Source organism: Patulibacter sp. NPDC049589 (genome assembly GCF_040675535.1).
Lineage (GTDB): Bacteria > Actinomycetota > Thermoleophilia > Solirubrobacterales > Solirubrobacteraceae > Patulibacter.
This window is the reverse complement of record NZ_JBFAPC010000033.1, coordinates 13,665-26,521: the sequence shown is the minus strand read 5'-3', so window position 1 is coordinate 26,521 and position 12,857 is coordinate 13,665. Positions and strand designations below refer to the sequence as shown.

The 12,857-nt window shown below is 75.1% G+C and carries 12 protein-coding genes and 1 tRNA gene; 2 read left to right on the top strand and 11 right to left on the bottom strand.

Annotated features, from left to right (window positions below):
- Window positions 1–103 precede the first annotated feature (103 nt).
- Window positions 104–177 (bottom strand) — tRNA-Gly (locus tag AB0L40_RS08685).
- Between the two features lie 106 nt (window positions 178–283).
- Between AB0L40_RS08685 and rsgA the strand changes: the two genes are divergently transcribed.
- Window positions 284–1,381 (top strand): ribosome small subunit-dependent GTPase A, encoded by a 1,098-nt coding sequence (rsgA, locus tag AB0L40_RS08680; protein WP_364352205.1) that lies wholly within the window; start codon window positions 284–286, stop codon window positions 1,379–1,381.
- Window positions 1,382–1,488: 107 nt separating this feature from the next.
- Here rsgA and AB0L40_RS08675 read toward each other — a convergent pair whose 3' ends face one another.
- The 3 genes from AB0L40_RS08675 to AB0L40_RS08665 all read right to left on the bottom strand — a co-directional run bounded on the left by AB0L40_RS08675 (window position 1,489) and on the right by AB0L40_RS08665 (window position 4,221).
- A complete protein-coding gene (locus AB0L40_RS08675) occupies window positions 1,489–2,274 on the bottom strand; it encodes a hypothetical protein (RefSeq protein ID WP_364352202.1) in 786 nt (261 codons plus the stop codon).
- A gap of 136 nt (window positions 2,275–2,410) precedes the next feature.
- Window positions 2,411–3,133, bottom strand: coding sequence for a FliA/WhiG family RNA polymerase sigma factor (locus AB0L40_RS08670; RefSeq protein ID WP_364352199.1), 723 nt, complete (start codon window positions 3,131–3,133; stop codon window positions 2,411–2,413).
- 134 nt (window positions 3,134–3,267) lie between these two features.
- A complete protein-coding gene (locus AB0L40_RS08665) occupies window positions 3,268–4,221 on the bottom strand; it encodes a tyrosine recombinase XerC (protein ID WP_364352196.1) in 954 nt (317 codons plus the stop codon).
- On the opposite strand from AB0L40_RS08665, the gene AB0L40_RS08660 reads away from it, so the two are divergent.
- Window positions 4,205–4,618, top strand: a complete 414-nt coding sequence (locus tag AB0L40_RS08660; protein ID WP_364352193.1) for a hypothetical protein — start codon at window positions 4,205–4,207, stop codon at window positions 4,616–4,618. The genes AB0L40_RS08665 and AB0L40_RS08660 overlap by 17 nt on opposite strands.
- Window positions 4,619–4,819: 201 nt before the next feature.
- Here AB0L40_RS08660 and AB0L40_RS08655 read toward each other — a convergent pair whose 3' ends face one another.
- The 7 genes from AB0L40_RS08655 to AB0L40_RS08625 all read right to left on the bottom strand — a co-directional run bounded on the left by AB0L40_RS08655 (window position 4,820) and on the right by AB0L40_RS08625 (window position 12,843).
- On the bottom strand, window positions 4,820–5,857 hold the full coding sequence (locus AB0L40_RS08655) for a L,D-transpeptidase/peptidoglycan binding protein (RefSeq protein WP_364352190.1): 1,038 nt from the start codon (window positions 5,855–5,857) through the stop codon (window positions 4,820–4,822).
- A 378-nt stretch (window positions 5,858–6,235) separates the two neighbouring features.
- Window positions 6,236–7,453, bottom strand: a complete 1,218-nt coding sequence (locus AB0L40_RS08650; RefSeq protein WP_364352187.1) for a hypothetical protein — start codon at window positions 7,451–7,453, stop codon at window positions 6,236–6,238.
- Entirely contained in the window at window positions 7,450–8,244 is a 795-nt protein-coding gene (locus AB0L40_RS08645; protein ID WP_364352184.1) for a hypothetical protein, read from the bottom strand. Before AB0L40_RS08645 ends, AB0L40_RS08650 begins: the two co-directional genes overlap by 4 nt.
- Window positions 8,245–8,246: 2 nt before the next feature.
- Window positions 8,247–9,938 (bottom strand): dihydroxy-acid dehydratase, encoded by a 1,692-nt coding sequence (gene ilvD, locus AB0L40_RS08640; RefSeq protein WP_364352181.1) that lies wholly within the window; start codon window positions 9,936–9,938, stop codon window positions 8,247–8,249.
- Window positions 9,939–10,024: 86 nt separating this feature from the next.
- Window positions 10,025–10,669, bottom strand: a complete 645-nt coding sequence (locus AB0L40_RS08635; RefSeq protein WP_364352178.1) for a hypothetical protein — start codon at window positions 10,667–10,669, stop codon at window positions 10,025–10,027.
- A complete protein-coding gene (gene thiD, locus AB0L40_RS08630; protein WP_364352175.1) occupies window positions 10,666–11,550 on the bottom strand; it encodes a bifunctional hydroxymethylpyrimidine kinase/phosphomethylpyrimidine kinase in 885 nt (294 codons plus the stop codon). The genes AB0L40_RS08635 and thiD overlap by 4 nt, the downstream gene beginning before the upstream one ends.
- A gap of 57 nt (window positions 11,551–11,607) precedes the next feature.
- Window positions 11,608–12,843: a DNA-processing protein DprA gene (locus AB0L40_RS08625; protein ID WP_364352172.1), complete on the bottom strand. Its 1,236-nt coding sequence runs from the start codon at window positions 12,841–12,843 to the stop codon at window positions 11,608–11,610.
- Between the last annotated feature and the right edge of the window lie 14 nt (window positions 12,844–12,857).

Below are 12,857 nucleotides of genomic sequence, written 5' to 3'. Positions count from 1 at the left end.
CGCGGGCGACCGCACCGAGGTCTCCCGTCGACACCACTGCGGGCCACCTCCCCCGGAACGCAGAAACCCCCGCGTCAGCGGGGGCTTCTGGTACTTCCCGAGGAGCGGATGAAGAGACTCGAACTCTCGACCTTCTGCATGGCAAGCAGACGCTCTAGCCAACTGAGCTACATCCGCGCGGGATCTGGAATATAGCGAGCGGCGATTCTGCGTGTCGGCTCCTTCCGGGTCGGGCATCCAACCCGTAGGCTTCACGGTGAATGCGGCCAGTCTCCACGCGCCAATGACCAACGTCGACGCGGTCGGGGACGGCGAGGCGGTCGCGGACCTCTGGGACCTGGAGGACCCGCTGGCCGCGGCCGGCTGGAACGATCGCGTCGCCGCCGACCTCGCCCCGTACCTCACAGGCGACCGCAGGCCCGCCCGCGTCGCGCGCATCGAGTACGGCGGCTGCCACCTCGTCACCGCCGAGGGCCGCACCCCCGGGGTCGGCCGCCTGGGCCGCACCTCGGCCCTGGACGACGACCGCTCCGACACCCCGCTGGCGGTCGGCGACTGGGTCGCCACGGAGCGTGACAAGAGCGACGACCGCCTCCTGGCCGTCGCGGTCGGGCCGCGCCACAGGCTCGTCGGCCGCCGCGATCCCTCGCGCGAGCTCCTGGAGCAGGTGCTCGCGTCCAACGTCGAGGCGGTGCTCGTCGTCCATGCGCTGGACCGTCCCCTCCGGCCGAGCCGCATCGAGCGCTCCCTGGTGATCGCGCACGAGGGCGACGTGCTGCCGATCGTCGTCGCGACGAAGGCCGACCTCGACCTGCCGCGCGAGTGGCAGGCGCTGCAGGACGAGATCCCGCCCGGGACCCCCGTCGTCGCGGTGTCCAAGCGCGACGGCCGCGGCTTCGACGAGCTGGAGGCACTCCTCCCCCGCGGCGGCACCACGGCCCTGATCGGGGAGTCCGGCGCCGGCAAGTCCTCGATCGTCAACGCGCTGCTCGGCCGGGAGCTGCTCGCCACGGGCGCCGTCCGCGGCACCGACGCGAAGGGCCGCCACACGACGACGGCGCGCGAGCTCGTGCCGCTGACCGGCGGGACGTGCCTGCTGGACACGCCGGGCACGCGCGAGCTGGGACTCGTCCGCGACACCGGCGGCCTCGACGCCGCGTTCGTCGACGTCGTGGAGCTCGGGCTCCACTGCCGCTTCACCGACTGCCGGCACGACCGCGAGGCGGGCTGCGCGGTCCTCGGCGCCGTCGCGGACGGCACGCTGCCGGAGGCCCGCCGGGTCTCCTACCTCGAGCTGCGCGCCGAGATCGAGGAGCTGGACGAGAAGCGCGAGAAGCGCGAGCAGCGGCTCGGCGAGGGCCGCCGGCCCCGTCAGGGCTGAGCGGCACCGACCGGCCATCGGGACGGACCCGTCGCGCGTCCGAGGAGACGGCCCCCTACCCCGCCGACGTGTCGGCCCGGGCTACGGCAGCGGCCGCCCGACGAGCGTCAGCCCGCGACGCCGGCCTGCAGGTACAGGTAGCCGTGGTCGTCGGCCACGGCGTTGGGGTCGACGTCGCCCGGCGTCAGGTCCTGCAGCGACGTGCCCTCGCCGGTCTGGCGGACGCCGTCGGCCTCGCGGGCGAGGTCGAGGTCGAAGCGGTACCACGTGAGCTCCCACGCGAGCACGATCTGGACGCGCGAGCCCTCGACGGTCCGGACGGTCACCCAGGGCGCGCCGAGTGTGCGGGCGATGCCGGCCAGCCGTCGCGGGTGCTCGGAGTGGTTGTAGAGGTCGATGGCGCGCGCGGTCATGCGGGCGCCGGACGTCGTCACCTGGACGGGCGACCCGGCGGAGGTGGACGCGTAGGCGGCCAGCGGCGCGGCGGCGGGCTCCTCCTGGAGCCCGAGGCCCTCGACCTCGTCCTCGAGCCGGTGCGGGCGCCACTCCGGGCGGGTCGGCACGCCGTCGGGCTGCTCCTCGGTGGCGTGCTGCTCGCGCCGGCGCGATGAGCGGTGGGCCGCGCTCTCGGGCTCCGGGGTCCGCGGCGCACGATCGCGGCTGACGCCGCGGCGCAGGCGCTCGACGATCGAGGCGCCGCGACGGCGGGCGGGCTCGAGCGTCGGGGCGTCGTTCACGCCGACGCGGATCCAGCCCGCGTAGAGGGCCCGGGGGACGCAGAGCTCGCAGACGTCCTTGCGGGCGCCGTCGTGCAGGAAGATCTCGGGCTGCTCACCGCGCAGCAGATGCCGGTCGCAGACCGCGCAGACCTCGTAGTTCCCAGGAGACGACACCCGTGGAGGCTAGCAACGTGGCCACGCTCCCGGCCGCGGGAGGGACGCTCGTTGCAGGGCCGCGCCGGGGGCCCGGCTGCCGGTGCCGCGATCGGCCGACCGCCGGGGGATCAGGACCGCGCCGGGCGCAGTCGGATCAGGCGACGGCGACGTCGTCCGGGCTGATGCGCGCCCGGAGCCGCAGCACGGCTTTCGTGTGCAGCTGCGACGCCCGGGACTCCGTCACGCCGAGGACCTCGCCGATCTCGCGCAGCGTGAGGTTCTCGTAGTAGTAGAGGGCGATCACGACCTTCTCGCGCTCCGGCAGCCGCTCGATCGCGCCGCGCATCTGGTCGCGCAGGTCCTGCTCCGCGAGCATCGCCGCGGGGTCGGGCGCGTGCTGGTCCTCGATGGTGTCCAGCAGCGAGACCTGGTCGCCGCCGCTGGAGTCGCCGACGGACCACATCTCGTCCAGCGCGTGGATCGTCGACTGCGAGACGGAGACGAGCGCGTCCTGGAACTCGCGGACGGTCATCTCCAGCGCGTGGGCCATCTCCTCGTCGGTCGGCGCGCGGTGGAGCTTGTGCTCGAGCTTCGCGTGCGTGCGCTCGATCTCCCGCGCCCGCTGACGGACCGAACGCGGCACCCAGTCCTGGGAGCGCAGCTCGTCGATGATCGCGCCGCGGATGCGGGTGACCGCGTAGGTCTCGAAGCGCACGTCGCGGGTCGTGTCGAAGCGGTCGACGGCGGTGGTGAGCCCGACGAGCCCGTAGGAGATGAGGTCTCCTTCCTCGACGTGCGGGGGCAGCGTCGCCGCGACCCGGCCCGCGACCCACTTGACCAGTGGCGCGTAGTTGAGGACCAGCTTCTCCCGTGCCACTGGGTCTTGGCTCTCGCGGAGGCGACGCCAGAGGTCGCGGAGGTCGTTTGGACGTGGCGGGCTCGGCACCGAGGGGATCCGTCGTGGTGGTGAAGGGGGAAACGGGTGGTTTCGTCCAGTCACCCGGCCGGGGCTCAAGCCCGAGGATGACTGCGCCGATAAGCCGTCTTCAGTCGGCTGGACTCTACACGCGTGTACACCTGCGTTGTGGACAGCCGTGCGTGTCCCAACAGCTCCTGGATCGACCGAAGGTCCGCTCCGCCGTCCAGCAGATGGGTGGCGAACGAGTGTCGCAGGGCGTGCGGGTGCAGATCGCTCGGCAGACCGGCCGCGCGGACCCACAGGTCCATGCGCCGGCGGACGTCGCTGGTGGACAGCCGGCGCCCCCGGCGGGACACCAGCAGCGCGGCCTCCGGGGGCCCGTCGGCCCCCGGAGCGACCAGGGCCGGGCGGCCGCGGTACAGGTAGCGTCGGATCGCGTCTGCGGCCGGGTCGCCGAGCGGGACGGTCCGCGTCTTCTCGCCCTTGCCGGTCGCCCGCAGCGCCCGGTCCTCGAGGTGGACGTCGGTGACGTCCAGGCGCACGAGCTCCGCCGCGCGCAGCCCGCAGCCGTACGCGATCTCCAGCATCGCCCGGTCGCGGATGGCCAGGGCGTCGTCGTCGGCGGGGATCTCGTCCAGGAGCCGCGCGGCCGCCTCGGGCTTGACGATCCGCGGCAGGTTCTGCGGCCGGCGCGGGCCGGGGGCCAGCTCGGCCGGGTTGCCCGCGACGACGCCGGCCCGCACGAGCGCGCGGTAGAGCGCCCGCAGCGCCGCGAGCGCGCGGGTGACCGACGACGCGGCCGCCCCGGACTCCGTCAGCGTCTGGGTGTACCGGCGAACGGTCCGGACGTCGACGTCGGCCGGGCCGTCGCGGCCCGCGGCGGCGCACCACGCGGCGAAGCGGCGGACGTCGCCGGCGTAGGCGACCCGGGTGCGCTCGGCGGCGCCCTTGCGGCGCTGCTCGTCGTCGAGCACCAGCAGCGCGGCGCCCCAGGCGGCGGGGAGGGCGGGCGCCGTATCCTCTGGCGTTGTGGGCTTGTTCTTCATCGACACCGATTCCGGTCGCGTCGCGACGCAGCGGCAGCTGACGTTCGCGGGCCTGGGCGACACCATGACCCCGCCCCCGCGGCCGTGGCACCAGATCCGCGGCTCGGGCGACGCCTCGACGCTCTGGTACGCCGTGCTGCGGAAGCAGGAGCGTGGGATCTGGCTGGGCTCCCTCGTCTTTCGCCAGGGGGACCACTATCCCCTGCTCCTGAGCCGCGGTTGGGACGAGGTCTCCGTCGAGGAGATCGCGTCCTTCGGGCCCGCGACGCCCACCAGCCAGGAGGGCATCGGCGACCTGGACGACGCGATCCAGGCCCTCGCGGCGGCCGAGATCTCCGGACACACGCCCGAGCTGCGGGCCCTCGGCGGCCAGGCGCCGCGTCCCGCCGACGACTGAAGGGTCGCCACGGGCGGCGTGCCTCCGGGCCAGGACGCCGTGCCCGGAGGCCGGGGCCAAGAGCCAGGGGCCAAGAGGCGGGGTCGAGGGAGTCACGGCACCGGAACCCGGGCCCCGAGCCGTCGTCGCCCCCGAACGCGGCGCGGGCGCCTTGGGGCGCCCGCGGGACCGCGACGTCGGGCCAGCGAAGGGGCCGCGACGCTAGAGGATGTAGATCGGGGTCCCGACCGGCACCCGCGGGAACAGATCGATGACGTCCGGCACGTGCATGCGCAGGCAGCCGTGCGAGGCGTTGGTGCCGATCGAGGCGTCGTCGGACGTGCCGTGGATGCCGACGCCGTCGTAGATGCCGAGCCAGCGGGCCTTGATGGGGTTCGACGGGCCCGGGGGCACCACCGTGCCGGCGAGGCTGCCGGCCCAGGCGGAGTTCGGGACGTGCCAGGACGGGTTCTCCGCCTTGTTGGCGATCGTGTACTGGCCGGCGGGTGTGTCGTGCCCCGCGGCGCCCACCGAGATGCCGTAGGTCTTGGCGACCTTCAGGCCCTTGTAGAGGGTCAGCTTGAACGTCGAGCGGTTGGCGACCAGCACGGTGCCGTACTTCTTCTTGACCGCGGCGGTGGTCTCGGTCGGCTTGATCTTGTCCGTGTAGGCCGAGACCTGGTGGTTCGCCGACGGGTCCAGCAGCGCGGTGCGGACCAGCTGCGCGACCTTCGCGCGCTTGAGCTTCAGGCCGACGCGACCCTCGGTGACCTTCAGCTCGCCGCCCGAGAGCGCCACCGAGGCGGACGTCGGGTCGCGGTGGAGGTCCTTCTCAACGCGGTTGAGCAGCCGCGTGATCGCGTGGCGGTTGTACGTGCTCGTCGGCGAGAAGTCCTTCGTGACGCGCTTGCCGGTGACCCGGTCGTAGACGCGGGAGAAGGCGTTGCCGTCCTCCCCGAGGCGCGCGGCCTGCTCGACGGCGTCCTTGATGTCGACCTGGATCTTCGCCTGCCTGGCGGTGAGGTTCCACTCCTGGTCGCTGTGCACGACGCGGATCGGCTTCGACAGCCGGTTGGTCAGCTCGGTCCGGGCCTTGACCTCGGCGGCTGATTTCGTCAGCCCGCCGACGTCGACGCCACCGATCGTGACGCCGTCCGGGATCTTCTTCGGCGTGCTGGCGTCCGCGACGAGCACGCCCCCGCAGGCGACGAGGAGCACCGCGAGCAGGCTGGTGATGATCAGGACGGGACGTTGACGCATGGCGGCACCATTGATGATATCGGGGGATCGGCGGAACCGCCTCCGGCTGCACGAGGGCGTTCAGCCGGCTGGGGGGTCATACGCCGCGACGGGGGGATCGGTTGCACGACCGGACGGATGACACGGAGGCGCACGCCGTACGTCGGGCGCGGGCGTGGGCGCGCCGCGCGGGGATCCTAGCGGCGGCGACGTCGCGCCGCGCCGATCTCGGCCGGGTTCGGGGCTGGCCCGCACTCCCCCGGCCGGCCCGATCCCCGGGCGCCGTCGATCCCGGATCGACGGACGCGGTCTCCGGCGCCGGACGTGCCCAGTGCGCCGGGGTGCTCGCCGGCCACCGGCACATCGGCCGCGACCGCGCGACGGCGTCGCGGCGCGTCCTCAGGTCCGGTGCAGCAGCAGGTCGATCTCGTCGAGCACGCGGCGGCGGCCGGGTCCGGCCTCCTCGTGCGCCCGCAGCGCCCGCAGCGCCTCGGGGTCCAGCGACGGCAGGAGCAGCAGGAGCGCGTCGCCCTCGAGCGCGCCGATGCCGTCCTCGTCCGGCGCGGAGGACGCGCCGTCGCCGGTGCGGGCCGAGGGGCTGTAGCGGAGGAACGCCTCGACCTCCGGCTCGTACGGGGCGGGGACGCCGGGGTGCAGCACGCGGCGACGGCGGCGGACGCCGGACGCCGTGAGCAGGGCCTCGCGCGATGTCGCGCGGTACGAGAAGCCGGTCGCCTTCAGGCGCCGGTTGTCGATCCCGCGCCCGCGCCGGAGCTGGCCGGCGATCTCGTGCGCGCCGCCGAGGCCGGCCCGCGAGAGGACGCCCGCGATCACCGCGGTCCCCCACGGCGGCAGGACGGGCGCGTGGGCACGGCCCAGGATCTGCAGGGCCTCCGACAGCGCGAGGGTCCCGTCGGCCGCGACGAGGAACGGGCCGTCCAGCCGCTCGCCGACGACGTGCGCGACGGCCGCCGCGGCGTCCTCCTCGTGCACGACCTGCACGGGCGGGTCGAAGCCGAGGACGGTCGGGAGCAGCGGCAGCCGGTCGGCGGCCTGGAGGATCCCGCTGCCGGCGGGACCCACCGGGTCGGCGAGCCGCACCGTGGTGACGGCCACCTCGGGCCGCCGGGCGCGGGTCGCGAGGGCGGAGCGCTCGATCTCGGCCAGCGCGCGGGCCAGCCCGCCGCGGGGGTTGGCGGGCGGCTCGATCTCCTCGGTGAGGAACGCCGGCAGGTCGCGGTCCCACCCGTGGCGGTGGACGGAGCCGACGGTCACGAGCCGGCGGACGGGGCTGCCGGACTCGATGCAGGCGGCGGACACGCGCTCGGTGACGGCCGCGTGGCCGGTGATCCGGCGCTCGTCGAGCGGTGCGATCGCCGCGGCGGCCCGGACGTCGACGAGGACGTCGACCGCCGCGCCGCGCACGATCCGCGGCAGCTGGGTCAGGCCGGCGCCCAGGCGGACGAACTCGGCTCGGGCGAACGGCGCACCGGGCGCGCGGTCGTCGACCGCGATCACCGTCGCCACGTCGTCGCGGCGCTCCAGGGCGGTCACGACGAGCGCCGCGAAGCGGCTGGAGCCGGCCGTGACGAGGACGCGGAGCCCCTCGCCGGTCATCCGACCCACCGCGATCCGCGGGCGTGCAGCATGTCGGCGCTCTCGTGGCGCAGGCGGCGGGCGACCGAGAGCGCGATGCGCTCGGCCTCCGCGGCCTCGCCGGTGCCGTCGTCCGTGTCGGGCGTCAGGGGCGCGAGCGCCCGCAGCCGGATCTTCGCGGGCAGGAAGGCGAGCAGCGCGAGCGGCCCCAGGTGCGGGAAGCCGAGCGTGATCGGCAGGCGCCGGCCGCCGGGCAGGGGCACGCGGGCCAGCACCGGCTGCGCGTCGTCGGCGCCCACCGCGACGACCGGCACGACCGGGGTCCCCGTGCGGACCGCGGCCAGCACTGCGGGGTGCGAGGCCAGGGTCGACTTCGCGCCCTCGTCGTGGAGGCGGTCGGTGCGCGTCGTCAGGACGAGCAGCGAGCCCTCGTCCCCCAGGAGCCGCACGAGGTCGTCGACCTGGGCGCCCACGGCGCCGGCGCGGGTGAGCAGGACCGCGAGGCCGGGCTGGTCCAGCAGGCCGCGGTCGACGCAGAGCCGCGGGTCGCGGCGGCGCGGGTGGTCCTCCCGCACGGCCTTGGCCAGGAGCGGGCCGACGGGCGAGACGACGCCGCCGCCGTTGACGATCAGGAGCGCGCCGCCGGACGACGGGATCTGCGGCGCCTGCTGCAGCTCCACGCGGAACCACAGCTTGTGCGCCGCCTCCCAGAGCGTGCGGTCCAGCACGCCCGAGAGCCGGGCCGACCGGCCCCAGTCGTCCAGGTCGCGGTCCGGTTCGACGACGGGGAGGATGTCGTTCGTGCGCTCCACGGTCAGCCGATGGTGACGGCACCCTCGCTGGCCGTCCCGACGAGCTTCGCGTACTTGGCCAGGACGCCGGTGGCGTCGGGGCTGACGACCGGCTCGTAGGCGGCGGAGCGCTCGGCGATCTGCTCGTCGGTGAGGTCGACGGACAGGCGGCGCTCGTCGACGTCGATCGTGATCTCGTCGCCCTCGTGGATCGCCGCGATCGGGCCGCGGTGGAACGCCTCGGGCGAGACGTGGCCGACGGAGAAGCCGTGGGTGGCCCCGGAGAAGCGCCCGTCGGTGATCAGCGCGACCTCGCCGCTGATGCCGATCCCCGACAGCGCGCTGGAGACCGCGAGCATCTCGCGCATCCCCGGGCCGCCCGTCGGGCCCTCGTTCCGGATGACGATGACGTCGCCGGGCCGGATGCCGCCGCTGGTGACGACTTCCATCGCGGCGGCCTCCTGCTCGAAGACGCGCGCGGGGCCGACGTGGCGGCGGCGCTCGTGGCCGGAGAGCTTGACGACGCAGCCCTCCGGGGCGAGGTTGCCGCGCAGGATCGCGAGGCCGCCGGAGTCGCGCAGCGGGTCGTCCAGCGGCCGGATGACGCGCTGGCCCTCCTGCTCGACGCCCTGGTCGGCGAGCTCGCCGATCGTGGGGCCGGTGACGGTCGGCAGGTCCTCGTGGAGCTGGCCGGCCTCCTTCAGGCGGCCGAGGAAGACCGGCGTGCCGCCGGCGTGCCAGAGATCGACCGCGTTGTACCTCCCGCCGGGCAGCAGGTCGCAGAGCAGCGGGGTGGAGCGGCTGATCCGGTCGAAGTCGTCGATGTCGAAGTCGACGCCCATCTCCTTGGCGACCGCGAGCAGGTGCAGGACCGCGTTGGTGGAGCCGCCGGAGCCCGACACGGCCGCGACCGCGTTCTGCAGCGACTCCTTCGTGATGACGTCCGCGGGACGCAGGTCGCGGCGCAGGACCTCCATCGCCAGCTCGCCGGTGCGGAACGCGACCTCGAGCTTGCTCGGCGCCTGGGCGTGGACCATCGCCGCGCCCGCGGGGCTGATGCCCATCGCCTCGAACGCCATCGCCATCGTGTTGGCCGTGAACTGGCCGCCGCACGCCCCGGCGCCCGGGGATGCGACGTTCTCGAGCTCGTCGAGCTCCGCGTCGGTCATCGTGCCCGCCGCGTGCTGACCGACGGCCTCGAAGACGCTCTGGATCGTCACCTGCTCACCGTGCAGGTGGCCCGGCGGGATCGATCCGCCGTAGAGCATCAGGCCGGGGATGTTCAGCCGCGCCAGCGCCATCACGCCGGCCGGGATCGTCTTGTCGCAGCCGGTGATGACGACGAGGCCGTCGAACAGGTGGCCGCGCGCGACGAGCTCGATCGAGTCGGTGATGACCTCGCGGGAGACCAGCGACGTCTTCATGCCGGAGGTGCCCATCGTGATCCCGTCGGAGATCGCGATGTGGTTGAGCTCCATCGGGGTCCCGCCGGCCGCGCGGATCCCCTCCTTCACCTTGTTGGCGAGCACCCGGTGGTTGAAGTTGCACGGCATCGTCTCGATCCAGCCGTGCGCGACGCCGATGATCGGCTTGGCGAGCGCCTCGTTGTCGAACCCGATGCCCTTCAGGTACGTCCGAGCGGCCGCGCGCTGCGGGCCCTCGGTGACCTGGCGGCTGTTGCGCTTGAGGTCGACGCCGTCCGGAGTGCTGCTCATCGCGGCGAACGCTACTCCACGATGCGCGCCACCGACCCCCGGGCCGGGGGGTCCTGGGGGTGCCGGGCGGGGCGTTCGGCGCGGGCTCAGCCGGCCGGGCGGCCGCGGGCGGCGCGCTCGAGACGGCCGGGGCGCACGACACCGAGCGCGCGCTCGGTGCGCTCGCGCTCCCACTCGCGCAGGCGCCAGAGGTCGCGGCGGACCGTGCGGCGGGACAGCTCGGTGCCGGGGAAGCTGATGCGGGCGGAGGCGACGACGCCGTGCTCGTCCTGCGTGAGCGCCATCCAGTGGGCGAGCACGTCGTCGGTCGGTACGAGCGGCTGGTCGGGATCCAGCCCGGCCAGCTGGACCCGGCACTCGCCCAGCAGCGTCGCGGTCTGCGGCAGGAACACCATGTGCGGCCGGTGGGGGTACACGAGGTACGCGTAGGCGACGCCGGGCGCTGGGCGCCGGCCGGACGGCGCGGGGGCGCGTCCTCCGCCGCCCCAGACGCGCACGAAGCCGAGGTCGCGGTACATCGCCCAGCTGTCCTCGTCGAGGCAGGTGCGCAGGAGCTCCCGGGCGGTGGACTCCGCCCGGCGCCGGGCGACGCGGCCGGCCCGCCCGGCGCGGAGCCACGAGACCGCCCGCCCGATCCGGTCCGCCAGGATCGGGAACCAGTAGCCGGCGGTGAGCGCCAGCGGCAGGACGGCGGCGCCGACGAACGCCAGGACGGCCAGCAGCACGGTCATGGGGTCGCGATCCGGTCCGGGGCCGCGACGAGGGCGTCCGCGCGCTCGGCGGCGCGGGCGCGCAGGGCCTGCAGGTCGAGGACGTCGACCGGGCCCGGGCCGGCGCCGACGTCGCGCAGCCCCCGGCGCACGGACTCGCCGGCCTCGGCGCGGGCGACGCGGGCGGCCCGGGGCAGGTCGTCGCCGACCGCGAGGCGGGCCGCGAGCGTGCTGGAGTGGGTGCAGCCGGACCCGTGGGCGGCGCCGTCGGCGTGACGCTCGCCCGGCAGCCGCAGGGCCGTCCCGTCCTGCAGCAGCAGGAGGTCCTCGGCGGCGGCGCGGTGGCCGCCGGTGACGAGGACGTTCGCCGGGCCGGCGGCCTGGATGGTCCGCGCGACGGCGAGGACGTCGTCGTCCGTGAGCGCGTCGAGGTCGGTCACGTCGTCGCGGCCGGCCAGCACGAGGGCCTCGGGCAGGTTCGGCGTGACCACGGTGGCGAGCGGCAGGAGGTCCCGGACGAAGGCGCGCTGGGCGTCGGCCTCCAGGAGCCGGGCGCCGGACTCGGCGACCATCACGGGGTCGATGACGACCGGGACGCCCGCGGGCAGCGCGGCGAGGGCCTCGACGACCGCGCGGATGCTGGGCTCGGACCCGACCATGCCGATCTTCACGGCGTCCGTCCCGATGTCGGTGAGGACAGCGTGCACCTGCTCGACGATCATCCGAGGCGCGACGGGGTCGATGCGCGTGACGCCGACCGTGTTCTGGGCGGTCAGGCCCGCGATCGCGCAGGTCCCGTGGACGCCCTGGGCGGCGAAGGCCTTGAGGTCGGCCTGGATACCGGCACCGCCTCCGGAGTCGGAGCCGGCGATCGTCAGGCAGATGGGGGTGCGCACAGCCATGCACTGCGAGGCTACCGCGCCCGGCCGCCGGGAGGACGAGGGTGTTCCCGGGATCGCTCAAGCGTCCGCGGTCCCGTCCAGGCGAGCGGCCAGCAGCTCCAGCTCGCCTCCGAGCCCCCGTCGCAGGCGCCCGTCGGCTTCCAGCGCCCCGAGCCCCGCCAGGATCGTCGCGGCGTCGGACTCCGCGATCAGGCTCTCGATCGTCCGCGGGCCGGCCAGCAGCCGCTCCCCGATCAGTCGCGCGCGGCCCTCGAGGCCCAGGAGCGGGTCCGCGGGGGGAATCGCCGCCGCCAGCTCGGCCCGCACCGACCGGGGCTCCCGGCCGGCCAGCAGGTCGAGTCGCTGCTGATCCGCGCGCAGCATCAGCCGGACGTCGTCGGGATCGACGATCACCCGCGCGGGACCGGGGCCGTCGCCCTCGTCCCGTCGCAGGTCGTCGCCGCGCAACAGGTCGTTGCCGCCCGCGTAGGTCGGATCCAGGATCGACCCGGGAACGGCCCCGACCGGCCGGCCGAGCTCCTGAGCGTGCACGACGGAGTGCAGGGACCCCGACCCCCGGGCCGCCGCGATGACGAGCAGCCCATCCCCGAGGGCCGCGATCAGCCGGTTGCGGGCGGGGAACGTCCACGGCCGCGGCGTCGTCCCGGGCGGCAGCTCGCTGACGACGACCCCGTGGGCGGCGATCCGGCGGTAGAGGTCGCGGAGCTTCGCCGGCGACGGTCGCTCCGGTCCGCCGGCGAGGACCGCGAGGGTCCCTCCGGGTCGCGGAACGGTGGGGTGGGCCGACCCCGCGCGGGGCGATCCGGCGGCCAGCGCGCCCTCGTGCGACGCCGCGTCGATCCCGAACGCCATGCCGCTGATCACGGTGATCCCGGCTCGGGCGACGGCCTCGCCGAAGCGGCGCGCGGTGCGGAGCCCGTCCTCCGGGGCCCTGCGCGCACCGACCATCGCGACCGTCGGCCGCTCCCCGGCCGGCCCCAGGAGTGCGTGCAGACGGCCGATCCCGCCGAGCACGTGGAGCACCGCCGGCGGATCCGACAGCCCCCGCAGGCGCTCGGGGTAGCCGCCGTCGTGGATGCACACGGACTCGACGCCGTGGTCCCGCTCGTCCGCGTCGGCCACCGTCAGGACGTCGTCGTCGGACCGGCCGAGTGACCGGGCCCGGGGCGCTCCGGGCCCGAGGACGGCAGCTGCGAGCTCCTCGTCCCCCAGCCCCAGGATCAGCGGCACCCGCCCTGCGGCCGGGCGGTCCATGCGGGGCGTCAGCTCCCGGACGAGCTGCGCCCGCCGCACGCAGGCCGCGCAGG

Bases quoted from the DNA above. Each gene is read 5' to 3' on its own strand.
- AB0L40_RS08650 (WP_364352187.1), bottom strand. From the start codon at position 7,453: ATGACCGGCGAGGGGCTCCGCGTCCTCGTCACGGCCGGCTCCAGCCGC.
- rsgA (WP_364352205.1), top strand. From the start codon at position 284: ATGACCAACGTCGACGCGGTCGGGGACGGCGAGGCGGTCGCGGACCTC.
- AB0L40_RS08635 (WP_364352178.1), bottom strand. From the start codon at position 10,669: ATGACCGTGCTGCTGGCCGTCCTGGCGTTCGTCGGCGCCGCCGTCCTG.
- thiD (WP_364352175.1), bottom strand. From the start codon at position 11,550: ATGGCTGTGCGCACCCCCATCTGCCTGACGATCGCCGGCTCCGACTCC.
- AB0L40_RS08655 (WP_364352190.1), bottom strand. From the start codon at position 5,857: ATGCGTCAACGTCCCGTCCTGATCATCACCAGCCTGCTCGCGGTGCTC.
- AB0L40_RS08665 (WP_364352196.1), bottom strand. From the start codon at position 4,221: ATGAAGAACAAGCCCACAACGCCAGAGGATACGGCGCCCGCCCTCCCC.
- ilvD (WP_364352181.1), bottom strand. From the start codon at position 9,938: ATGAGCAGCACTCCGGACGGCGTCGACCTCAAGCGCAACAGCCGCCAG.